We start from the raw sequence: 20458 nt of genomic DNA, 5'->3' as shown, positions 1-20458 counted from the left end.
AATGAATGTCGCTTTTATGGCGTTGCTATGCGCTAACGTAGTCATAAGACAGACAATCCGGGAATGCCTGGCTTGCGTCTTCAGGTACCCCTACATTTAGTGGTGGCTACATCCAGGCGGTTTATCTATTCTGCCTGTAACCGTGAGAAGACCGGAGTCTCTCTTTGTGAACCATCTTATCGTTGAAAAAATCATCATCATCTTTCTTCTCATCCTGTGGGGATTCGATACATTCAGAACCAGGAAAAGAAAACGTTATGATCCCGCCATTGAAGCCGCTGATGCCAGCGAACGCCATCAATGGCGCTATCTGAGATGGGGGTTTCGGATCATACAGGTGGTAGCGGGAGTGTATATCGTCGTGCAGCTGATTCAGGTTTTACTGAGATAGAGGCCGCCGGTAGGGTGACGGGACAGAACATCTGGCTGATCAGAATGAGGTCAGACAATAGCGGTTTTCACGTCGGCAAAGGGGAATGTCCGCTCTGTGCCAGGAACGGACATTTAATGATTCTAAAAACTATGATGTCGCAGCCAAGTTTTACCGACCGTAGCCTGGCAACAAATGACGTGATTGACTATTTTTGTTTAAACAGAGAAGCTTTAAGGATAGCCTCTTAAGGAATAGATTCTCATGTTACGAAAAAGCATTGAAGCTAAGAAGAGACACCATTATGTTTGGGCGAATTACCTAACGCGCTGGGGTAATGGTACAAAAAATGTTTTCTACACAACAAAGACTGGAAAGATTGCCTGCGACAGTGTACGTGCAATAGCTGCTGACGACTTTTTCTATAAAACAACAACGCTTACTAGTGAGAACGTTGCTATAATTAAGGCCCTCTCTCGAAAAAGCCCCAGCCATCTCCATACTCAACACATTTCCTACCTAGATGACGTCCTTAAACTGCAAAGATTAGAGGCTATATATAGGGCTTCTGGTAAACAAGATCAGGAAGCGGAGGCACTTCTTCATGCGACAAAGTGCAACTTAATGGAGAATCTCCATTCATCTCATGAATTGGAGGCGCTATCGATATTAGAAGCGCTCGCAAATGAAAGGCTTGATATACTTCATGATAAACAGCACATGATTGAATTCATGATGTTTTTTGGTCATCAAATTACGCGTACGAAGCCTTTCAGGGACGCAGTGTTTCATGCTCAGCCTCGTCGTAATAATCTTGAAATAAAAGTATCCGACACGATTGTTCATGCTTGGTGGTTTATAAGCTACATGTTTGGGATGAATGTTGGGTGGAGTTTATATTCAAGTCGTAATGAAGATATACATTCATTATTGGTAAACGATTCTGGGCTACCTTTCATAACATCAGATCATCCAGTCGTTAACGTGCATTCATGTGTCTCAGAGACAGATTTTATCGCACCTGAGTATGCTGACTTTTACTACCCAATTTCACCACGCATAGCCTACATCATATGTAATTCAAAACAATTTTCTCCAGGTGTGAACTATATCGATAAAGATACTGTTGAGGAATTAAATATAAAAATAGCAAACCAAGCCATGGTGCATATTATAGGGAACACAACAAACGCCCTGCTTCCTTATAAAAAACACCTAGGTTTAAGATATAAAAAAAGGCCTCTTTTTTAAGATGGTATGTTTTTATATAAAGCTAAATATAAGCATCAACCTTAAACTCATTCATCGCAACATTGTACCAATGTCCGCTCCTCGCTCATAGCAGACCTTCAACTCAGGTAGCTTGTCCGCTCTGTGCCAGGAGCGGACCCGATGGCAAGCTCACCGAGCATGACATTATGCTTGCGCTGCTTTGTAACGTACTTCCAGCTTATCCAAAAAGCCAAAAAGTACTTGATTCATTTCACTGTAATCGTGTGCCCGGAGCGCTTCCGGCGTGTCAACGAAACGATATTCTGCTGCACGGCTCAGGTCTTTCTCAGAATGAGCGATCAACCGTTCTACAACGTCCAATGTGAGCTCCATGTGGCACTGGAAACCAAAGACGCGGTCTGAATAGGCAACGATCTGCCGCGGACAGCCTTCGCTGTAAGCAATAATTTTGGCCTCTGGCGTCAAACCTGGCATGTCGTTATGCCAGTGACCCACTGCCAGTGTTTTCCCAAAGTGAGAGAACATCTCATCCTTCCTGCCGTCTTCGGTCAATGTGATCGGGAATTTACCAATCTCTTTTTCCGGGCTATGAGAGAAGGGCGCGCCCAGCGCTTCACCGATTAGCTGTGAAGCCAGGCAGATACCGATCACCGCCTTACCGGTTTTAACCGCGGAAGCAATCAGCGTCTGTTCCGCTTTAGCATTAAAGTGCGGGCATGCTTCAAGCGTGGTGTTCGGATCTTGCGGACCGCCCATAACGATAAGAAAATCGATGCCTTCGGCGTCAGCAGGTAGCCGATCGCCTGCATAGACGCGTGAGTAAGTTACATCATGACCCTGGTTTATTGCCCAGGTTTCATATGCGCCCGGGGCTTCAAAACTTTCATGTACGATAAAGTGTACACGCATGAGGTTAAGCTCCTGTAATATCTTTGATGATCAGAATGATAAGTCACGCACCCATTGCCTAAGGCTCTACTCCGGGTGGTTCCAGTTTCGATATGATAATGGCAGGGGCTAAATCTGAAATGCCAGGTAGTATAGATAAAGCGCCAAGACATGATGAAGCCACAGGCTGGTCCAGTACTGCGATAAGCTATCAACGCGGCGAGGTAGATCCTCCCCATCATCATGTTGAGGGGCAGCTACTCTTCGCCACCAGAGGGGTTATGTTGGTGCAAACAGAGAGTGACCGTTGGGTGATCCCTCCTCAGCGGGCATTATGGCTACCGCCTTTGCATATCCATAGTTACCATCTGCTTTCACAAACCGATCTCAGGGCGATCTATTTCAGCAGTAGCCTTATTGCAGAATGTACGAGCTTTACGAAGAGTCAACAGGTGCATGTGATCACGGCTACGCCATTAGTCAAAGAGCTTATCGCTGGGCTGTTCAGTGAGGACTACGCCAGACCGAGTCAACGGAAGATAGCTTTGTTGCTTCTGGAAATTCTCAGCGAGGCTCCACCTTTAACGATGGCGCTTCCCATGCCGAATGATGAGCGATTATTTAGCGCGGCCAGATCGCTACTGGTCAATCAGCGCTGGGAGGCATCGCTGAGCGAGCTGGCTTTTATGTCGGCCATGTCGGAACGGACCTTTTCCCGCTTGTTTATGAAGGATACAGGCTTTAGTTTTAGAACATGGAAGCAGAGAGCCAGAATTTGCGCTTCGTTGGATCTTCTCGCGAACGGCGTTCCAATCAAACAGGTCGCTTACCAGCTTGGTTTCTCATGCCCGGCGGCCTTTACCGCTGCTTTTCGCTGCATTCTGGGGGCAACGCCACGCGATTTTGTGCCTTAAACCGGGAAACCCTCAAAGCGGTCTTTGAGACTGTCATGGGCATATTACCAGACGCAGAAACCCTGCGAGGGTAGGGGTATCCCGCCTTTGCTGTTGAGAAAGGTAGTTTAATTTGCACCCGACACACTCTCATTGATTAAAGCACGGAGTGGAGATTACTGCGGTCCACAGTTCTGACAAACCGTGAAAGAGAAGGCCTGCATGAAGAAAAAAGGTGTCGCGATGCGTGATGAAATTACCTTATGACAGACCTTACGGTGATTTACGGCACCGGGTGGATTCCGGACGCTGTGAGCCGACTCATTGCTACGAAGCCTGATTCTGCTGTACCTCAGGCCATATGATAGCCTGCGCAACAATCACATCCTGCCCATTAATGCGTCCAGGGGAGTACTCCCGGGCCCTGGACATCCCCTGTGAGCCAAAAGCGGAAGTAGGCTGAAGATAAATTAGCGTTGATGTTAATCGTGGGTTCTGCAGATGGGTAGAAATTGATAACTTAGGATGCAAGTTCGTCCCGCTCTTTCTGCAGTTTTCATCGAGGGGATATTCTCCGGAATAATTGTGCCCATATACAAAGATAGTCCCGAATCGGAATGAGTTAATAATCGGTACAGCAGGCGTTGCGCTCGGGCTGACAATGATCGACCACGAAAAGCAGGAAGTATTATTTTGTCAGTAATACGATATCCTCTCAGAAAAGCGAGGTTTCCTTTCTGGCATATTAGCAACCCGGCGCGAACATCGTTTTCATAGATAATATATACTTCTCTCTCAGAAATATGGTCACACAATTCTTCGTCATCAACTGCTACCAAATTGCTTGCAGACAGTTCGCGAACTGTCTGCCATGTATGCTTATAGGCATCGCCCAGAGCCTGACAACACCAGTCAAAATCTTCGTATGTCGCCACTTGCAAAATAAGAGATTTATCATTGAATTCAGGGGGTTCAGAAAAAGACGTGGCGTATATATACTGGTCGGGAATACCCTGCGGGAAGGACTGGCCGGGTACAAGAATGCGGACATACTGAGCTCTGAGTTGTGACCATTCCTTACTAATGAGTTCTAATGCAGTATGATTTAGGTCAGAATCCATACCTACAATATCAATAAAAGGTTTGTTAATATTTCCGCCCTGATAACGGGGGCCAGTAAGAAATTGCTTTCCATCAATTTTGAGTTTTCGTTGTAAAAAATATTCCTGACATAATCCAGTTTCTCTCCAGGGAAATCGCGCCGAGAAACTTCTGTCCGTACACCTCGATTCCTGCTCTGACAACCATTGTTTTAACCATGAACGTAGAGTAACTTCAGGCACAGGTAGCCTGGCATATTGAGATAGCATGTAAGATAGCATAAAAATATTTTGCCCTTGGATATAAAAATGTTTTTTTAAACAAATCAGAATAGTTCTACTCTCATTTTATTACCAATTATAGCTGGCACGTCCGCTCCTTGCTCAATGCGGACCTTTAGCTCGACAGCTTGTCCGCTCCGCGCCAGAAGCGAATAGTGTTATCAGTGGCCAGTGATAAAACGTCAACCCGTTGCCCTTGCCTTACAGCACCTCAACCACTTCAAATTCTTCTGCGATCAACTCCATATCCTCAGAAAAATGACCTTCAGAGCTGAAAAATCTCTGATGCTCTTTCTTCCAGTATTCAAGGCTTAAATCGCCTTCACCTTCTTTGCGGGCGAACGCTTCAGTCACATCACAAAAACGAACCAGCTGCATCGAAATCAGTCTGATCACGCAAACTGGAACATTCTGGCCATCAAGAATAATGTGATAACTCCCTATCCTCGGAGCAGATTTTTCATGCTGGTAAGAGGCAAAAGATCCGCAAGAGGCCGTTTTGATCCCTTTTTTGATCAGTTCCGCAAGCTCGTTAGCCAGCTCCGGACTGTCACCCATTTGCCAGGCGTCTGCGCCGGGATACTTCTTTTTTATTTCCTCAACCTCAACCATGAAAATCCCTTCGTTATCGTCAATGAAAAGAAATGGCATACCTTTTTTAACATGAGCGGTCCCAACATTATCAGCGTTATCTTTCTTTAGATAGTGTGGTCCGTTCTTCGCTCAAAACAGACCTTAAGCGCATTTAACGCGTTTGCTCTGTGCCAGAAACGTAAGTTAACTTCGAGACGAGCCATAAAGTCGCCTGTCTTATTCAGACTGCCAGTAAAGCGGTGAACCGAACGCGTCCAGGTAGTAATCGATAATCGCCCGCACGTTCAGCGGAGGGTGGCGGGCATTCGGATAGATTGCCGCGATGTGCTGTGGCTCTGTTTTTATGGATGTATCCAGTTCCGGCAGCAGTCCGACCAGCTCGCCGCTCTTCAGCCGGTCTCCAATCAGCCAGTCAGGAAACAGCACAATCCCCATCCCCCCGAGTGCGGCAATCAGCAGGGTTTCCGCATTATTCGATGACATCAGGGGCGAGACGGGATAGTGCACCCATTCCTCTCCGTGCCTGCGCAGCAGCCATTGGTTTGGTCCTGACGAACCGCGATAGACCAGGCATTGATGTCGCGCGAGCTCTTCGGGTGATCCCAGCATGCCGTGCCGGCGGATGTAATCCGGTGACGCGGCAAGATGATAGAACTGCTGGCCAAACACGCGCGCATGAAAGGCGGAATCCGTCAGCACGCCAATCCGGAAAATCACGTCAGCCGGCTCCCGGTGCGGATCGATGTAATCATCAGTCAGCGTAAGCTCAATACTAAGCTTCGGATATCGCTCCGTCAGGCCGGGTAACGCGGGTGCGACATGGCGCTGTCCAAAGAACACCGGTGCGTTTATGCGGACCATTCCGGAAGGCTCAAGCGTTCTCTCATTGAGTTCCCGCCGCGCCTCTTCCATGCTGCCCGTCATCGCTCGCGCATAGCGGATAAAAAGATGGCCGCTTTCCGTCGGGATTATAGCCCGGGTATTGCGGTAAAAAAGCTGCTGCCCGAGCACATCCTCCATCTGATGGATGACGCGTGATACCTGAGAGGCCGATATCCCTTCCCGCCGGGCCACCACAGAGAAATTCTGCGTTTCATAAACGTCTATAAAAATCAGCAGGGCGCGAATACTGATGTTCCCAAGGCCATTCATTAATGCATATCCTGCACAGGTGTTTATCTCATTATGGCATTTTTCTCATCCATGTTAAGTCGTAATCTTCTCCGCCTGGACTTTGGGAGACTGATTGCTATGCAGCTAATATTGATTTTTATCGTCATTGCCGGAGGCATGGGACTGTCCATAGAGGCAGGATTGCTCGGGCCACTGGGTGGGGAGGTCGGTGACCTCTGGGCTACCTTCAGCATATTTGGCGTGGGCGCGGCGCTGACCTTCCTGCTGATGCTTTTTTTCAGCCCGCGTAACAGCCCGTCATTCTTTGCGCAACCAGCGTGGCAGCTGCTTGGTGGCGTGCTTGGGCCGATTTACGTCATCATCCTGACCGTGGTAACGCCGGCAATCGGCATCGCCATGACTATGATTGGCATCCTGGCAGGCCAGGTGTTCAAGAGCCTGATTATTGATCACTTCGGTCTGCTCGGTACGTCGCGCCGGAAAATTGACAGTAAGCGTATCATTGCGCTGATTTTCATCATTGCAGCGCTGGTTATGGTTGCACAGGGGTAAAGTAACATTATGACTATTATCATGATTCTGCTCGCCGTCGCCGGTGGCGCCATGCTGAGTATCCAGGCGGCTATCAATGGCCAGCTGGGCAGCAAGGTCGGCGTATTTAAAAGCGCGTTCCTGACATTTTCTGTCGGCGCCCTGGTGACGGGGCTGCTGATCTTCTTCTTCGAACCCAAACACCCCCTGACGTTGATGGACGTGCCTAAATGGCAGCTGCTGGGCGCGATGTTTGGCGTACCGTATATCGTCATTATGGTACTGGCCGTCCAGCGTATTGGCGCGGCAGTGGCTACGGTCGCTGTCATTTTTGGCCAGTTAACCATGAGCATGCTGATCGATAACTTCGGCTGGCTGGGCAATGCGTCGATTCCATTCTCGATGAGCCGAATCGGCGCCATTATCTGCCTGGGTATCGCGCTGTTCTTCATTTACTCCAGCAGTAAGTCAAAAGCCGCAACGGCGAAAACTCCCCGGCAGCAGGAGAACGCTAACACATAAGCCCAGCCAGTTCAGATGTTACACTGTAATGCCAAAGCTAAGTTCAGATGTCCGGGGCGGGCAACACTCAAATTTCCGCACCTCGCTCATGACTGAACTTTGGCTCAGTTAGCTTGTCCGCTCTGTGCCAGAAGCGGATATCAAGAGCATAGCCAGTGTTAATTTATCGGGAAAAGGGATATTATCCTTAATAGCGTTTTTGGTTCAGAGTGAAGTATTGCATCCATTTCTCAATAATTTGAAGTGAGCTTGTGGTATGAATAATAATCTTTATCGTTTGATTGTTGACTTTCAAGATAATGTCCAGGTGGCTTTAAAGCTAATGCATCGGTCTGGAATTAAAATGCCATCAAGTTGCTATGAGTGGATTGAATCTGATATACCCAATGTTGGTGAGCTGGATGGTGGTGTCAAATATTATAAACATGGGGCTGGATGCAGGGTAGATCTAAACTCCGGGAGCGTAGATTTTGATTTTGGGGGGCGAGGTGAGGTAGGAGGGTTTAATTCTTGGTGGTTGACCAACTTTGCAGGGGAAAATCTAATAGATTACGGATTCAGAAATTTTGATGATGTCTCTGATCATTTAAAAAAGGCCCTGGATGATGGAGAACTGATTTTTCCAGATCATGATCTTTATTATTTTGCTAATGTCCCACATACTTACGCTATAGATACAGATTGCCGCTTCCCTGAGGACAGGCTCCCATGTCGCAATCACGACCGCGTATTAACATTACAAATTCATTATTTCGAAACGGCTGATCTTATGTTTAAAAATTACAATAAGCTCAACAAAAAAATGACAAAGAATGGCCATTTGAGTGAGAGAGAAAAATTTGATATGGGAATTTATCTTTCTACATGGTTAGGTTTTTTAGGTGTGGTCTGCGAAGGATTTAAAAGCTTAAACATGCGACTCTTACTCGATAATGAACGCCCTGGAGAATTTAAAGAATTATTACCAATTTCAGATGGCATCGGAAAATTGATGAAAGAACATTCGAACTCACTCAGGATATTTAGAAATAATGTTTTTCATCTTAGAGAAAGTACTGGCTTTATACATCATTTTTTTGATAAGGAAGTTGAGCGTCTTCCATGGGCAGGTGAATTACATATAGCACTTTCACATTTCTTTTCGCAGTATAGAATTTTTTGCGAAGTGCATTATGTTATTAATGGGCGTAAAGGAGAGAGCAATATGATAAAGAAAAAGGTAACACGCCCTAAGAAAGTTGCTTTGAGATATTAAATATACATGCTAATGAGTTGAGCCGTTCATCTTACCTAAAAACAATGTCTTCTTCTCTTCTTAATCGAGCTTGATGATTTTTCATAGCGTCCGATTCGTGCCAGGAGCGGACATTGGCTGAATAGATAGAAAGCAGCCATGATGTGTTTTCATTAACGCTGGTTACGTTATAATAGCCTCGATGAAAACGAGAGAACTGGAGTAAAAATGTTTGCTGATTTTGGTATCGTGAATTTCGGGACGTATCTGCTTGGTGCGACACTGATAGTTCTTGCTCCTGGCCCTGAGACCATGTTCGTGATTAAAACAAGCATTACGAGCGGGATCAAACGAGGCTTTGCTGCAATATTTTCCATTCTCATGAGTGACGTACTTCTGGTTCTGCTGGCATGGTGTGGGCTTGCCGCAGTCATAAGCTCAATTCCAGCCTTGTTTAACGCCATTAAATACGCAGGTGCTGCCTATCTTTTCTATCTCGGTGTCCAGACGATACGCGCTATCTTTAAGCCAACTGTCGAAACGAGTCAGGAAAAGAAATCTTCAGCTGATGCTAAGGGGATCATCGGGCGTGGAATGCTTGTTACTCTACTGAATCCAAAGACGCTGCTGTTCTATATCTCTTTCTTCGCCCAGTTCATCAATGTTCAGGCTGAACATTCCTGGATGGCGTTTATCATCCTTGCAGCAGTAATGTTCGCGATTACTCTCGTTTATTTCGGTTTCCTCGTTTTCTGCGGCTCTTATCTGCTAAGCCGTTTGAAAGGCAACCGTAGATTATCAACCATTGGAAACGCGCTGGTAGGTATGTTCTTCATTGGATTTGCAGCGCGACTCGCAAGCGCAACCTCCTAACGAGAAAGCTAAACCGCCTCACGGCGGTTTTTTTACGTTCTTACGCTGGATGGGACGGCCGCTCTTCGCTCAAAGCGGACCTCACGGCGCTTCAGAGGGGCCACGCTTTGTCAGAAATAGCCGTTTAACATGCCGATAAGATGATTCACGCTTGAGCGCTCATCTTTGTTTACGTAGCGCATTAAGCAGCGCCTGTGTGGCATCAGAAGACGTTCCGGATGGCGAACAAACCAGCCCAAACTCACGATGAATAGCCGGCGTCACTGGCACCACGCACAGGTTGCGTAAGGTCTCCGGCAGGGCGGATTCCGGTACCAGCGCGACGCCCATCTCTTCGCCGACCAGTTTACAGGCGCTTATCCAGTCGCGAACCGTCACGCGGATATCAGAGAGTTGCAACCCGGCCTTTTCCATCAGGCTTTTGCCATTCACGACACAGCCGCCCGTCGCCAGAACAAAGGGCTGGTCCGCCAGCGCCTTTAGCGTTATGCCATCAGCTTTCGCATGCTGTGCCAACCGATGGCTGGCGGGCAGGACAGCGACCCATGCATCCTGTCCTAGTACCACCTCTGCACGTCCGGGAACGGGATTCATGACCACCCCAAGTTCAACGGTGTCTGCGGCAAGCCACGCTTCGACTTCTTCGTCAGAGCCTTCCAGCACAACAACGTCAATACCCGGATGCAGGCGCTTAACGTCGCGCAGCAGGCCGGGCAACAAGGTAGACGTCACGGAGGGAAAACTGGCCAGCCGAATGCGCCCGCGGGTGACGTTCCGGCCCCGATCAGCCAGTTCGCGGATAACGTTCAGCTGCGAAAGCATGTTTCTGGCATGTTCCACCACCTGCTCACCCAGGGCGGTAATCCCGATGTATCGTCGCTCACGGGTAAATACCGGAAAGCCCAGAGAAGCCTCCAGCTGGGCAATGGCCTGGCTGGCGCCGGACTGGGTCATGCCTATCTCCTCGGCAGCACGTGAGATATTGCCGGCATCCGCCACGGCTACCAGCAGGCGCCAGTGTAAAAGATTCATCATGATTATCAGTAGCTCAGCTAATAGTTCTTTTCTATATCATTAATTTTACAGTGCGATCGGCGTTAAATACAGTGTGCTGAGGATCGTGCAGGACGTTGTCCGACGGCTTTACACATTAACGGAGACGAGATGAAACTTTATTACGCGCCAGATACCTGTTCATTATCACCGCACATCGTGCTGCGCGAGCTGAACCTTGAATTTGAACTGGTGAGAGTCAACAACAGAAGCAAGATCACCGCTGATGGTCGCGACTTCCTCACCATTAACCCGAAAGGGTATGTTGCTGCGCTTGAGTTGGATGATGGGCAGATCCTCACCGAAGGGCCGGCGATGGTGCAGTACCTCGCCGATCGTAAACCCGAATACGGCCTGGCGCCACGCGCGGGCAGTTGGGAAAGGGTGCGCCTGCAGGAATGGCTTAACTTTATCACCAGTGAAATACACGCGGGTTCGGCGCCGCTGTTTAACTCCGCGCTGGCGGAAGATGTCAAAACGATTTTTCGAGACAAGCTATTCCGACGCTTCGATTTTCTGCAGACGACGCTCAGCGAAAAAACCTATCTGACTGGCCCGTCCTTTAGCGTGGCGGATGCCTACCTCTTCACGGTGCTGGGATGGTGCAAATTCTTCGCGATCCCACTGGATCGCTGGCCAGCGCTATCGTCGTATATGGAAATAATAAATGCCCGTCCTGCTGTACAGGCGGCATTACGGGCTGAAGCGTCTCAACAGGGCAGGTAGAAGGCGACATGAGTAGAGAAGGCCGCACAAGAGAGGCGGCCTTTGGCGTCAGATTTCCAGTTCAGGCATCTGCGCCATCACAAACGCGAAAACTTTTTCCGCGTCGAGTGAGGCATAGGGCAGACTTTCAATCACCGCAATAGAACGAGCGTCGCCAACAATCCCTCTTATCTCCGCGACCTTATACTGAATATGCGGCGCAACGAGAAATCCGTCGAAAGCGGGCGCCACGCTGGCAAAATTTTCCAGGCCCACTGCGCTGACAATGAGAGGATGGCCCTTTTTTTCCGCCAGTAACTGTATCTTTTTGGCGAGAGAATTGGCGGTGTTGCCAAACAAACAACATATCAGAAGCTTTTTCATGGTTTTACCTCCTGAGAATTAGTCACAGGATATGACTCGCCATGCGTATAAAATGAGCGCCACCTCATAATTGCGTGAAGAATTCATCATGATGTTGCTGACCTTTCTGGCAAAGATGACCGATAGCGAAGATCTTGATAAAGGTCACTGCCACGCCGTGGCGGCGCTTCGTCGTCTGCTGTGGCAGAAGAGGGAGATCAGTGACTCAGTAGGATGTCCGGGTGGAAATTCCCCGCCGGCCAGTGCCGGCGGGGGGAGTTGACGATTATTCCCAGCGTTTCAGCAGCAGGCTGGCGTTAACGCCGCCAAAGCCAAAACCGTTCGACAGCGCATAACGCATTTTCTGCGGGCGGGCCTGCAGCGCCACCAGATTGAGACCTGCCGCCTCTTCATCGGGGTGATGCAGGTTCAGCGTCGGCGGCACCACCTGATCGCGCAGGGCCTGAATGGTGAAGATGGCCTCGATCCCGCCGGCCGCGCCTAACAGATGGCCGGTGGCGGATTTCGTCGAGGTAATGGCGACCGGATGCGCGCCAAACAGCGTTTTAATCGCCGCCAGCTCACCTTTATCACCTACCTGCGTTGAGGTGGCGTGGGCGTTGATATGGTCAATCTCGTCGACGGTCACCCCGGCCTGGCGAATAGCGGTCTCCATGGCCCGACGTGCGCCGTTCCCGTCTTCCGGGCCAGCGGTCAGGTGATAAGCATCTGCGCTGGTGCCGTAGCCCACCAACTCGGCCAGCGGCGTGGCGCCGCGCGCCAGTGCGTGCTCCAGAGATTCGATCACGATAAGCCCCGCGCCTTCTCCCATCACAAAACCATCGCGGTCACGGTCAAAGGGGCGGGAAGCGGCTTCCGGCTGGTCGCTGGAGGCGCAGGACAGCGCCCTTGCTGCGGCAAATCCGGCAAGGCTAACGCGATGAATCGCCGCTTCCGCGCCGCCGCAGAGGGCAATATCCGCCTCGCCGCTGCGGATCATCCGCGCCGCATCGCCGATGGCCTGGGCGCCTGCCGCGCAGGCGGTGACCGGTGCGCCGATGGGCCCCCGGAAACCGTGGGCGATAGACACATGCCCGGCGGCCAGGTTGGCCAGAAAAGAGGGGATAGTGAACGGCGAGAGGCGACGCGGCCCGCGTTCATCGGTGGTATGTACCGCATTGGCGATCTCGCTGAACCCGCCGATCCCGGTGGCGATCACCGTGGCGGTGCGTTCCTGTTCGGCCTCGGATGCTGGCGACCAACCGGCCTGGGCCAGCGCTTCGCGGGCGGCGACCAGCGCAAACTCAATAAAGCGATCCATCTTTTTGCGCTCTTTCGCCGGGATGGTCGCCAGCGGGTCGAAGCCGTGCAGCGGATCGCTGTCAATGGACGGCACCTGGCCGGCCACTTTGCAGGGAATATCCGCGACCAGCTGCTCGCTGAGCCGGGTGATCCCTGACTTTCCTGCCAGCAGCGATTGCCAGACGTGCTGTACGCCGCAACCCAGCGGGCTGACAATCCCCATCCCGGTGACGACAATGCGTTTAACGGAAACGCCCATAGTTAACTCTCCTGTAGTATTAGTGTGCCGGCGGCTTTTTCATCAAGGGAACCAGCAGCGCGGCAAGCAAAAAACCCATCATGATGAGGTAGAAAGCATCGGAAAATGCCTGGGTTCGCGCCTCCCGCAGCGCCAGCGCGGAAAGATTTTTCAGCGCCGCCGTCTGCGCGGCATCCGGCGAGATCCCCTGGACGGTGAAGTTTGCCGCGCTGCGCTGAACAAAATCGCTCATTGCCAGGTTGGCGTTATTCAGATGGTCCGCCAGGCGGCTGTAGTGCAGATTGGTTCTGTCGTTAAGCACCGTGCCGCACAGGGCGATGCCGATGGCGCCCCCGAGGTTGCGCATCAGATTAAACAGCCCGGAGGCCAGCTTCAGGCGCGCGGGCGGCAGGCTGCCCAGCGTCAGGGTCACCGTTGGCGCGACGGCAAACTGCTGCGCCAGTCCGCGAAAGGCCTGCGGGAGCAGCAGCTGGTCCGCCCCCCAGTCGTGGGTGATCGGAACAAAGCTGTACATCGACACCGCAAAGCCGATCAGCCCGGCCATCAACAGCCAGCGCAGATCGACGCGGTTGGCGAGCCACGAATAAAACGGAATAGACATGACCTGGAACAGACCGGTGGAAAATACCGCCAGGCCGATCTCCAGCGCACTGAAACCGCGCACGCTCCCCAGATACAGCGGGGTTAAATAGATGGTGGCGAAGATGCCGACGCCGGCCATAAACGAGAAATAGCAGCCGAGGCTGAAGGTTCGATCCTGCAGGGCGCGGAGATCCATCACCGGCTGCGGATGGCGCAGGGTGCGGATAACAAAGGCCACGCCGCAGAGCAGGGCGACCCAGGCGGTGGTCGTCAGGGTCGCGTCATCAAACCAGCCCCAGCGCGGACCTTCTTCGAGGGTATATTCCAGGCAGCCGAGGGACAAGGCCAGCAGCAGAATACTGAGATAGTCGGCGCCGCGCAGCAGAGTGGGGTCGGCGCTGTCTACTTTTACCAGCAGCGGCACTGCCACCGCGATGTAAATCCCCGGAACCACGTTGATAAAGAACAGCCAGTGCCAGTTGTAGTTTTCGGTGATCCAGCCGCCCACCGTTGGACCCAGCGTAGGGGCGAGGGAGGCCAGGCCGCCGATCGTCGCCGCGGCAATAACCCGCTGTTTGCCCTGGAAAAAGGCGAAAGCGGTGGTGAACACCAGGGGGATCATCGACCCGCCCGCCAGTCCCTGCAGGGCGCGGAAGGCGATCATACTCTGGATGTTCCACGCCCAGCCGCACAGCAGGCTCATCAGCGTGAAGCCCGCCGCGGAAGCGGCAAACAGCCAGCGGGTCGACATGACCCGGGCCAGCCAGCCGGAAAGCGGGATAATAATGATCTCGGCGATCAGGTAGCTGGTTTGTACCCAGACGGTTTCATCGTCGCCCGCCGACAGGCCGCCGCCAATATCCCGCAGCGAGGCTGAGACGATCTGGATGTCGATAAGGGCAATAAACATCCCCACGCACATGCTGGCGAAGGCGAAGATCTTCTTCGTCGTCGGCATCGACAGACCCTGCGGGGCGGACAGCGCCTGAACGGTGCTCATCGAGGGCTCTTTTCGTTCACGGTGACGATCACCGACAGTCCCGGGCGCAGGACGTCAAGCTTTGCCCCGTCACCTTCCAGCGCAATGCGGACCGGCACCCGCTGCACGATTTTAGTGAAATTCCCGGTCGCGTTCTCCGCCGGCAGAATGCTGAAGCGTGAGCCGGTCGCCGGCGCCAGGCTGGCGACATGACCCTTAAAGGTATGGTTCGGCAGCACATCGGCGACGATGGTCACCGGCTGGCCGGCACGCATATGCGCCAGCTGGTTTTCCTTGAAGTTGGCGTCAATCCACAGGCCGTGCGCGGGTACCAGGGAGAGCAGCTGCGTACCGCTGCTGACGAAGGAGCCGGACCACGCGCGGCGGTTGCCAATCACCCCATCGAACGGTGCGCGAATGTCGGTATAGCTGAGGTTCAGCCTGGCCATCTCGAGGTTAGCCTGGGCCTGCGCCAGGGCAGCCAGGATTTGCTGCTGGCGAGCATCCAGCACCGCCAGCTGACGTTCGGCCACGGTTTTATCCGCTTTGGCCTTCTCCTGCTCGGCGTGCGCCCGGCGATAATCGGCGGAGGCGTTATCGCGGATCTGTGCGGAAATCGCGCTCGACGCGGCCAGGGCGTTATAGCGTCGGTTGTCGTTAGCCAGTTTTTCGGTTGCCGCCGTGGCGGCCAGTAACGAGGCCGCAGAGCCGGCAATGGTCGCCTGCTGAAGCTGGCGGGTAGCCTGGATATCGGCCAGCGCGGCCTGCTGCGCCGCCACTTCTCCGGCGGCTTTCGCGAGGGCGGCGCGATAATCGCGGTCGTCAATGCGGATCAACAGGTCACCTTTTTTCACCGCCATATTGTCCTGCACCGCCAGCTGCTGGATATAGCCGGAGACTTTGCTGGAGATGGCGCTAATGTCGCCGCCGACATAGGCGTCATCGGTGGTCTGCATAAAGCGCCCGGTATGCCACCAGTAAGCGCCGTAGCTCGCTGCCGCCAGGGCGGCAGCGCCCAGGGCCGCCAGGACAAGAATATTTTTCTTACTGGTCGGATTCATTGCTGGCATCTCTGTAAGGTTCAGGCTGGAATTTTTGCCCGCTATCGCCTTCGCGTTTGCGCAGCAGATATTCATGACGATATTTCATCAGCGGCGAGGCGGCGGGGCCCGGCACCATGGCGTATTTACCCGGAATAATCTCTTCCCCGGTCGCTTTATCCACCATGACTGGCTCCACCCGTCGCTGGGTGGCGGTTTCCACCAGCTGCATCTGACGGCCTTCGGGGGCGAAGTGGCGGTTACCCCATTCCGCCAGCGCCAGCAGCACCATGCGAAAATCGCGGCCGCGTTGCGTAAGGTGGTATTCGTAGCGCGGCGGGGTGCTGCTGTAGCACACCTTCTCCAGCAGCCCGTCGTCGACCAGCGCCTTCAGGCGGCGCGACAGAATATTGGGCGCGACGTTGCTGCTTTTCTGGAACTCGTCAAAGCGGGTAAAGCCCGCGAAGGCGTCACGCAGGATCATGATGCTCCAGCTGTCGCCGATGCGGCCAAGGCTGCGGGCAATGGGGCAGGGAGCGTGGCAAAGCGGTTCATTTTTCATGGGCTGTCCAGTAACCAGGTGGCTTTTGCCAGCAAATTGACATAGTCACTATCAAAATGCAAGTTACTCTTCATGGTACCCAGAGAAGAAGCCGCACTCGTTTCGCTACGCGGTTTCTTCCTTTGAATGCCGAAAAGAGGGACAGTCTCCGCCGCCACCTTATTCCTGCTTTATCGTAATAAGAGATAAAAATCGCTGATGGCGGATGAAACATTTTAATAATGATAGAAATCGATATGGTGGGTAATGACCTTTATTGGGGGATGCGATATAAAGTATGGTGAAATGCAAATTAACATTCTCATAACTTATAAAGGTTAAATAAATGAAGCAGGTGGGTATTGTTGGCTGGCGGGGAATGGTAGGCTCTGTATTACTGCAAAGAATGATCGAAGAAAATGATTTCGACGATATTTCAGCGCATTTTTTTAGTACCTCAAGTGCGGGCGGTGTGGGCCCGGTTATTAATGGTAAAAGCGACATCCTGAAAGATGCGAATTCCCTTAGCGCCCTCGCCGAAATGGATATCATCATCACCTGTCAGGGCGGGGAGTATACCAAAGCCATCTATCCAGCGTTAATTAACCATGGCTGGCAAGGTTACTGGATTGACGCCGCTTCGGCGCTGCGGATGGATGAAAAAGCCTGCATTATTCTCGACCCGGTAAACCGCGATAATATCGATCGTGCCGTGAAAGCGGGAGTGAAACTGTTTGTTGGCGGCAACTGCTCCATTACGCTGAGCCTGATGGGGCTGGCCGGGCTGATCAAGGCTGACCTGATCGAATGGATGAGCGTGATGACCTATCAGTCTGCCTCCGGAGCGGGCGCCAAACAGGTGCGGGAATTAATCGCGCAAAGCGCTTATATCAGTCAGCATTTATCTGCGGATGAACTGACGGCATCAGGTTCAGTACTGCCATTGGTAAATAAAGTGAGTGAGCTGATTAACAGCGCGGGTATGCCGGTGGAGAATTTTGGCGTTCCTCTGATGGGAAGCATCATTCCATGGATCGACAGCGATTTAGGCGATGGAAACAGCCGTGAAGAATGGAAGGGCGAGGCGGAAACCAATAAAATTCTTGGCCTTGCGCCCGGCACCATTCCGGTCAATGGCTTATGCATTCGGGTCGGCGTGATCCGCTGCCACAGCGCTGCCATTACCCTTAAACTTAAACGTGAGGTCAGCGAAGCGGAATTCGCTGAGTTAGTCACCCATTCCCATCCATGGGTAAACTATATCCGCAATAATAAGCAAGAGAGTGTCAGTCAATTGACCCCGGCTGCTATTAGTGGTTCGCTGCAGGTAGGAATTGGCCGCTACAAGAAAATGTCGTTAAATAATGAACCCGTCTACTCGGTGTTAACGGTTGGCGATCAGCTACTGTGGGGTGCGGCGGAACCCCTGCGCCGCATGTTAAATATCCTGCTGGGCAAAATATAGTTACGGTCATCCGGGGAAAGCCCTCGCGCGCAGGCGGTTAAGACAAATGTTTAACGAAGCGTTTGCGGACCTCCTTGTAGCCGTTATTTTCATAAAATTGATGCGCTCTGATTCTTTTTTCACTGCTTGAAAGTTCGATCTGAGCGCATTGTTTATCGCGGGCGAGGCGCTCTGCGGCATGGAGAAGTTGGTGGCCTATCCCTGATCCACGTGATGATTCCTCGATGACCAGCGCGGAAATTAATGCCCATAAACGGTTCTCATGTACCGGTAAAATAAAATTGATAACGATTACGCCACACACGGCGTTTTCTGTTTCCGCCACCAGCGCACTCATCATACTCTGCGGGGCAGTGATGCGTTGTTCTAAGATCGCCGTCTCCGTCTGATAGCCCAGCTGCAGAAATAGCGTTTTCAGCGAGGGGATATCTTTTGATTCAGCCGCTCTGATGAACACCATGGTCTTCGACTCCAAATAGCGTGTTACCGGACCGGAAGCGGGCCGGTGGATACCTTATTCTCCGGTCCGCTCCCGTATACGCCACTCAGTCCATCAGACTGACCTGGGCGGCGACAATGCGCCAGCCGTAGGGGAAGCGTACCCAGGTCTGCTGCTGGCGGCCCAGGCGGGCGCTGCCTTCGCGGGTGAACTCGGTGCTGCACACCGCCATATCCGCGCCAAAGGTAGTAATGGTGGTATGGCGCAGATCGCGGGCCAGACCGGCGGCGGGGCGGGCGGCGCGAAAGGCGCGGATCGCCTCGATGCCATACAGATTTTCGCCGGCTCCCAGCCGTACGGTGCGCGGGTCGTGCCAGAACAGCGCATCCAGCGCCTCGATGTTATTGCTGACCAGCGCCTCTTCATACTGATAAAACGCCGCCGTCACCTCGGCGAGGATCGCCGGGCGGTCTACATTATCCAGATTGATCATGCTGCACTCTCCGCCACTCGGGCATCGGTAATGCCCATCGCTTCCAGCGCCCGCGCGGCGCGAAGACAGGCTTGTTCGTTAAACGGCGCGGCAATCAGCTGCAGGCCAATCGGCTTACCGCTGGCTGTACGCAGGGGCACGGTCACCACCGGCAGACCGAGGAAGGAGATCGGCTGCGTCAGCATTCCCATGCTGGCACGTACCGGCAGCGGCTGGCCGTTAATCACCATCTCCTCCGCGCCTATCGGCGTGGCGCTGCATGGGGTGGCCGGGGCGATCAGCACGTCGGCCTGGCTGAACAGGGATTTCATTGCCTGGCGAGCATGACGGCGAAAACGCTGAGCCTGCAGATACCATGCGGAGGGGATCATCGCTCCGGCAAGCAGCCGCTCGCGGGAGTGAGGTTCAAAACGCTCTGGCGAGTGGCGAAGATCCGTCAGGTACTGATTGCCGCCTTCGCTGGCGCTGATGATAAAGGCCGCCGAGCGGGACAGCGCGGCATCCGCGAACTGCAGCTCGCTGTCGGCGCCCAGCGCGTGGGCGACCCGATCCACGGCCGCCCGGGCGTCGTCATCGCACCAGGTGGTGAAATAGCCGCCCAGCCGCGCGCAGCGCAGCCCCTCCAGTCCGCGTTCCAGCAGATTACCGGTGCGCTCGCTGGCTTTATCAGCCTGAAAGTCATCGGCCGGGTCGCGCCCCTGCAGGGCGTCATACACCGCGGCGAGGTCGGCCACCCGGCGGGCAAAAGGACCAATATGATCCAGACTGGCGACAAACGGATGGCTGCCAGAGCGCGAAAGGCGACCGAAAGTGGGTTTCAGGCCAAAGATCCCGCACAGCGACGCGGGGACGCGGATCGAGCCGTTGGTGTCGCTGCCGAGGCTGAAATGGACCAGCCCGGCCGCCACCGCCGCGGCCGAACCGCCGGACGAACCGCCGGCGATCCGCGACAGATCGTGCGGATTGCGCGTCGCGCCATAGTGGCTGTTTTCAGTGGTAAAGCCGTAGGCATAGGCGTCCATATTGAGCATCCCGCTGAGCAGGGCGCCGGCGCTGTGCAGCTGGCGCACCGCCCAGCTGTCGCTGTTCGCCGGCGGCCGGTCGCTCAGCAGTTCCGCCCCGGCGAGGGTGGTATGCCCGGCGACATCAAACAGATTCTTTACCGCATAGGGAATGCCTGCCAGCGGCGGCAGGGGGCGCTTTTCCCGGCGCAGGGCGTCGATGCTGTCGGCCTCCGCCAGCATGCGCTGGGCGGTGACCTCGGTCCAGGCGTTGATCTGCGGATTCGCGCGGGCGATGTCGTCCAGCGTCTGGCGGGCGATCTCCCGGGCGCTGAGTTCGCCCTCGTGCAGCGCACGCTGGATCTCGGCGATAGTGAAGTGATGAAGAGTCATGCTTTATACACCCCCGCAATCTCCTCGCGCGGCCCGAGGGGATAGTCCATCAGCGGCTGCGCCATGGCGGCGATGCGGGCAAACTGGCGCTCCAGCTCTTCACGACGCGGCGCATCCAGCTCCATATCCAACAGGTGAGTCATCTGCGTCAGATACTCGCTCCAGTCTGGCTGTGTGGTCATGGTCTGC

24 protein-coding genes are annotated in these 20458 nt (G+C 53.3%); 9 read left to right on the top strand and 15 right to left on the bottom strand.

Features of this window, described 5'->3' with window-relative positions; genetic code table 11:
- Positions 1-166 precede the first annotated feature (166 nt).
- Entirely contained in the window at positions 167-391 is a 225-nt protein-coding gene (locus tag SPE70_RS13470) for a hypothetical protein (protein ID WP_004199962.1), read from the top strand.
- 243 nt (positions 392-634) lie between these two features.
- Positions 635-1621: a DUF4238 domain-containing protein gene (locus tag SPE70_RS13465; RefSeq protein ID WP_032735663.1), complete on the top strand. Its 987-nt coding sequence runs from the start codon at positions 635-637 to the stop codon at positions 1619-1621.
- A gap of 165 nt (positions 1622-1786) precedes the next feature.
- Here the strand turns inward: SPE70_RS13465 and SPE70_RS13460 are convergent, their stop codons facing one another.
- Complete coding sequence (locus tag SPE70_RS13460) at positions 1787-2512, bottom strand: type 1 glutamine amidotransferase (RefSeq protein WP_064170252.1); 726 nt, start codon at positions 2510-2512, stop codon at positions 1787-1789.
- Between the two features lie 92 nt (positions 2513-2604).
- Between SPE70_RS13460 and SPE70_RS13455 the strand changes: the two genes are divergently transcribed.
- Positions 2605-3405, top strand: a complete 801-nt coding sequence (locus tag SPE70_RS13455) for an AraC family transcriptional regulator (protein WP_171991887.1) — start codon at positions 2605-2607, stop codon at positions 3403-3405.
- Between the two features lie 461 nt (positions 3406-3866).
- Here the strand turns inward: SPE70_RS13455 and SPE70_RS13450 are convergent, their stop codons facing one another.
- The 3 genes from SPE70_RS13450 to SPE70_RS13440 all read right to left on the bottom strand — a co-directional run bounded on the left by SPE70_RS13450 (position 3867) and on the right by SPE70_RS13440 (position 6512).
- Positions 3867-4766, bottom strand: coding sequence for a hypothetical protein (locus tag SPE70_RS13450; protein ID WP_074188476.1), 900 nt, complete (start codon positions 4764-4766; stop codon positions 3867-3869).
- A gap of 201 nt (positions 4767-4967) precedes the next feature.
- On the bottom strand, positions 4968-5324 hold the full coding sequence (locus tag SPE70_RS13445; RefSeq protein WP_162494447.1) for an ASCH domain-containing protein: 357 nt from the start codon (positions 5322-5324) through the stop codon (positions 4968-4970).
- A 252-nt stretch (positions 5325-5576) separates the two neighbouring features.
- Positions 5577-6512: a LysR family transcriptional regulator gene (locus tag SPE70_RS13440; RefSeq protein WP_008804812.1), complete on the bottom strand. Its 936-nt coding sequence runs from the start codon at positions 6510-6512 to the stop codon at positions 5577-5579.
- 99 nt (positions 6513-6611) lie between these two features.
- Here SPE70_RS13440 and SPE70_RS13435 point away from each other — a divergent pair, with 99 nt between their 5' ends.
- The 4 genes from SPE70_RS13435 to leuE all read left to right on the top strand — a co-directional run bounded on the left by SPE70_RS13435 (position 6612) and on the right by leuE (position 9654).
- Positions 6612-7046 (top strand): DMT family transporter, encoded by a 435-nt coding sequence (locus SPE70_RS13435; protein ID WP_004151877.1) that lies wholly within the window; start codon positions 6612-6614, stop codon positions 7044-7046.
- A gap of 9 nt (positions 7047-7055) precedes the next feature.
- The gene (locus SPE70_RS13430; RefSeq protein WP_032733068.1) at positions 7056-7547 is read left to right on the top strand and encodes a DMT family transporter; all 492 of its coding nucleotides are present in this window, start codon (positions 7056-7058) and stop codon (positions 7545-7547) included.
- 256 nt (positions 7548-7803) lie between these two features.
- Positions 7804-8802, top strand: a complete 999-nt coding sequence (locus tag SPE70_RS13425; RefSeq protein WP_074188475.1) for a DUF6896 domain-containing protein — start codon at positions 7804-7806, stop codon at positions 8800-8802.
- A 207-nt stretch (positions 8803-9009) separates the two neighbouring features.
- Complete coding sequence (leuE, locus tag SPE70_RS13420) at positions 9010-9654, top strand: leucine efflux protein LeuE (protein WP_016161082.1); 645 nt, start codon at positions 9010-9012, stop codon at positions 9652-9654.
- Positions 9655-9813: 159 nt separating this feature from the next.
- Here leuE and SPE70_RS13415 read toward each other — a convergent pair whose 3' ends face one another.
- Complete coding sequence (locus SPE70_RS13415; protein WP_064160396.1) at positions 9814-10689, bottom strand: LysR family transcriptional regulator; 876 nt, start codon at positions 10687-10689, stop codon at positions 9814-9816.
- A gap of 129 nt (positions 10690-10818) precedes the next feature.
- Here SPE70_RS13415 and gstA point away from each other — a divergent pair, with 129 nt between their 5' ends.
- Positions 10819-11433 (top strand): glutathione transferase GstA, encoded by a 615-nt coding sequence (gene gstA, locus SPE70_RS13410; protein ID WP_008804819.1) that lies wholly within the window; start codon positions 10819-10821, stop codon positions 11431-11433.
- A gap of 48 nt (positions 11434-11481) precedes the next feature.
- Here the strand turns inward: gstA and SPE70_RS13405 are convergent, their stop codons facing one another.
- The 6 genes from SPE70_RS13405 to SPE70_RS13380 all read right to left on the bottom strand — a co-directional run bounded on the left by SPE70_RS13405 (position 11482) and on the right by SPE70_RS13380 (position 16627).
- On the bottom strand, positions 11482-11796 hold the full coding sequence (locus SPE70_RS13405) for a PTS sugar transporter subunit IIB (RefSeq protein WP_032754430.1): 315 nt from the start codon (positions 11794-11796) through the stop codon (positions 11482-11484).
- A 265-nt stretch (positions 11797-12061) separates the two neighbouring features.
- A complete protein-coding gene (gene fabF, locus SPE70_RS13400; RefSeq protein ID WP_060875781.1) occupies positions 12062-13336 on the bottom strand; it encodes a beta-ketoacyl-ACP synthase II in 1275 nt (424 codons plus the stop codon).
- 19 nt (positions 13337-13355) lie between these two features.
- Positions 13356-14918 (bottom strand): DHA2 family efflux MFS transporter permease subunit, encoded by a 1563-nt coding sequence (locus SPE70_RS13395; RefSeq protein WP_064170249.1) that lies wholly within the window; start codon positions 14916-14918, stop codon positions 13356-13358.
- Positions 14915-15958 carry an HlyD family secretion protein gene (locus tag SPE70_RS13390; RefSeq protein ID WP_004179962.1) on the bottom strand — a complete coding sequence of 348 codons (1044 nt, stop codon included), beginning with the start codon at positions 15956-15958 and terminating at the stop codon, positions 14915-14917. Before SPE70_RS13390 ends, SPE70_RS13395 begins: the two co-directional genes overlap by 4 nt.
- On the bottom strand, positions 15942-16499 hold the full coding sequence (locus tag SPE70_RS13385) for a winged helix-turn-helix transcriptional regulator (protein ID WP_012541677.1): 558 nt from the start codon (positions 16497-16499) through the stop codon (positions 15942-15944). Before SPE70_RS13385 ends, SPE70_RS13390 begins: the two co-directional genes overlap by 17 nt.
- On the bottom strand, positions 16496-16627 hold the full coding sequence (locus SPE70_RS13380) for a hypothetical protein (protein ID WP_162493317.1): 132 nt from the start codon (positions 16625-16627) through the stop codon (positions 16496-16498). The genes SPE70_RS13385 and SPE70_RS13380 overlap by 4 nt, the downstream gene beginning before the upstream one ends.
- Positions 16628-16824: 197 nt before the next feature.
- On the opposite strand from SPE70_RS13380, the gene asd reads away from it, so the two are divergent.
- Entirely contained in the window at positions 16825-17943 is a 1119-nt protein-coding gene (asd, locus tag SPE70_RS13375) for an aspartate-semialdehyde dehydrogenase (protein WP_135774329.1), read from the top strand.
- Positions 17944-17980: 37 nt separating this feature from the next.
- Here the strand turns inward: asd and SPE70_RS13370 are convergent, their stop codons facing one another.
- The 4 genes from SPE70_RS13370 to hpxX form a co-directional block, all read right to left on the bottom strand.
- Positions 17981-18403, bottom strand: coding sequence for a GNAT family N-acetyltransferase (locus SPE70_RS13370; protein ID WP_064170248.1), 423 nt, complete (start codon positions 18401-18403; stop codon positions 17981-17983).
- An 85-nt stretch (positions 18404-18488) separates the two neighbouring features.
- Complete coding sequence (hpxZ, locus tag SPE70_RS13365; protein WP_002905421.1) at positions 18489-18875, bottom strand: oxalurate catabolism protein HpxZ; 387 nt, start codon at positions 18873-18875, stop codon at positions 18489-18491.
- A complete protein-coding gene (locus SPE70_RS13360; protein WP_064170247.1) occupies positions 18872-20269 on the bottom strand; it encodes an AtzE family amidohydrolase in 1398 nt (465 codons plus the stop codon). Before SPE70_RS13360 ends, hpxZ begins: the two co-directional genes overlap by 4 nt.
- Complete coding sequence (hpxX, locus tag SPE70_RS13355; RefSeq protein WP_004179955.1) at positions 20266-20451, bottom strand: oxalurate catabolism protein HpxX; 186 nt, start codon at positions 20449-20451, stop codon at positions 20266-20268. Before hpxX ends, SPE70_RS13360 begins: the two co-directional genes overlap by 4 nt.
- Positions 20452-20458: the final 7 nt, after the last annotated feature.

This window comes from Klebsiella sp. ZJOU C1 (genome assembly GCF_035620215.1).
Lineage (GTDB): Bacteria > Pseudomonadota > Gammaproteobacteria > Enterobacterales > Enterobacteriaceae > Klebsiella > Klebsiella variicola.
Note: the sequence above shows the minus strand (reverse complement) of the source record. Positions and strands in the feature narration are given on the sequence as shown.

What these genes read in the sequence shown, in the direction of transcription:
- SPE70_RS13395 (WP_064170249.1), bottom strand. Translation starts at nt 14,918, where the DNA reads ATGAGCACCGTTCAGGCGCTGTCCGCCCCGCAGGGTCTGTCGATGCCG.
- hpxX (WP_004179955.1), bottom strand. Translation starts at nt 20,451, where the DNA reads ATGACCACACAGCCAGACTGGAGCGAGTATCTGACGCAGATGACTCAC.
- SPE70_RS13385 (WP_012541677.1), bottom strand. Translation starts at nt 16,499, where the DNA reads ATGAAAAATGAACCGCTTTGCCACGCTCCCTGCCCCATTGCCCGCAGC.
- SPE70_RS13445 (WP_162494447.1), bottom strand. Translation starts at nt 5,324, where the DNA reads ATGGGTGACAGTCCGGAGCTGGCTAACGAGCTTGCGGAACTGATCAAA.
- hpxZ (WP_002905421.1), bottom strand. Translation starts at nt 18,875, where the DNA reads ATGATCAATCTGGATAATGTAGACCGCCCGGCGATCCTCGCCGAGGTG.
- SPE70_RS13415 (WP_064160396.1), bottom strand. Translation starts at nt 10,689, where the DNA reads ATGATGAATCTTTTACACTGGCGCCTGCTGGTAGCCGTGGCGGATGCC.
- fabF (WP_060875781.1), bottom strand. Translation starts at nt 13,336, where the DNA reads ATGGGCGTTTCCGTTAAACGCATTGTCGTCACCGGGATGGGGATTGTC.
- SPE70_RS13430 (WP_032733068.1), top strand. Translation starts at nt 7,056, where the DNA reads ATGACTATTATCATGATTCTGCTCGCCGTCGCCGGTGGCGCCATGCTG.
- leuE (WP_016161082.1), top strand. Translation starts at nt 9,010, where the DNA reads ATGTTTGCTGATTTTGGTATCGTGAATTTCGGGACGTATCTGCTTGGT.
- gstA (WP_008804819.1), top strand. Translation starts at nt 10,819, where the DNA reads ATGAAACTTTATTACGCGCCAGATACCTGTTCATTATCACCGCACATC.
- SPE70_RS13425 (WP_074188475.1), top strand. Translation starts at nt 7,804, where the DNA reads ATGAATAATAATCTTTATCGTTTGATTGTTGACTTTCAAGATAATGTC.
- SPE70_RS13455 (WP_171991887.1), top strand. Translation starts at nt 2,605, where the DNA reads ATGATAATGGCAGGGGCTAAATCTGAAATGCCAGGTAGTATAGATAAA.
- SPE70_RS13460 (WP_064170252.1), bottom strand. Translation starts at nt 2,512, where the DNA reads ATGCGTGTACACTTTATCGTACATGAAAGTTTTGAAGCCCCGGGCGCA.
- asd (WP_135774329.1), top strand. Translation starts at nt 16,825, where the DNA reads ATGAAGCAGGTGGGTATTGTTGGCTGGCGGGGAATGGTAGGCTCTGTA.
- SPE70_RS13465 (WP_032735663.1), top strand. Translation starts at nt 635, where the DNA reads ATGTTACGAAAAAGCATTGAAGCTAAGAAGAGACACCATTATGTTTGG.
- SPE70_RS13405 (WP_032754430.1), bottom strand. Translation starts at nt 11,796, where the DNA reads ATGAAAAAGCTTCTGATATGTTGTTTGTTTGGCAACACCGCCAATTCT.
- SPE70_RS13435 (WP_004151877.1), top strand. Translation starts at nt 6,612, where the DNA reads ATGCAGCTAATATTGATTTTTATCGTCATTGCCGGAGGCATGGGACTG.
- SPE70_RS13390 (WP_004179962.1), bottom strand. Translation starts at nt 15,958, where the DNA reads ATGAATCCGACCAGTAAGAAAAATATTCTTGTCCTGGCGGCCCTGGGC.
- SPE70_RS13370 (WP_064170248.1), bottom strand. Translation starts at nt 18,403, where the DNA reads ATGGTGTTCATCAGAGCGGCTGAATCAAAAGATATCCCCTCGCTGAAA.
- SPE70_RS13360 (WP_064170247.1), bottom strand. Translation starts at nt 20,269, where the DNA reads ATGACTCTTCATCACTTCACTATCGCCGAGATCCAGCGTGCGCTGCAC.
- SPE70_RS13440 (WP_008804812.1), bottom strand. Translation starts at nt 6,512, where the DNA reads ATGAATGGCCTTGGGAACATCAGTATTCGCGCCCTGCTGATTTTTATA.
- SPE70_RS13450 (WP_074188476.1), bottom strand. Translation starts at nt 4,766, where the DNA reads ATGCTATCTTACATGCTATCTCAATATGCCAGGCTACCTGTGCCTGAA.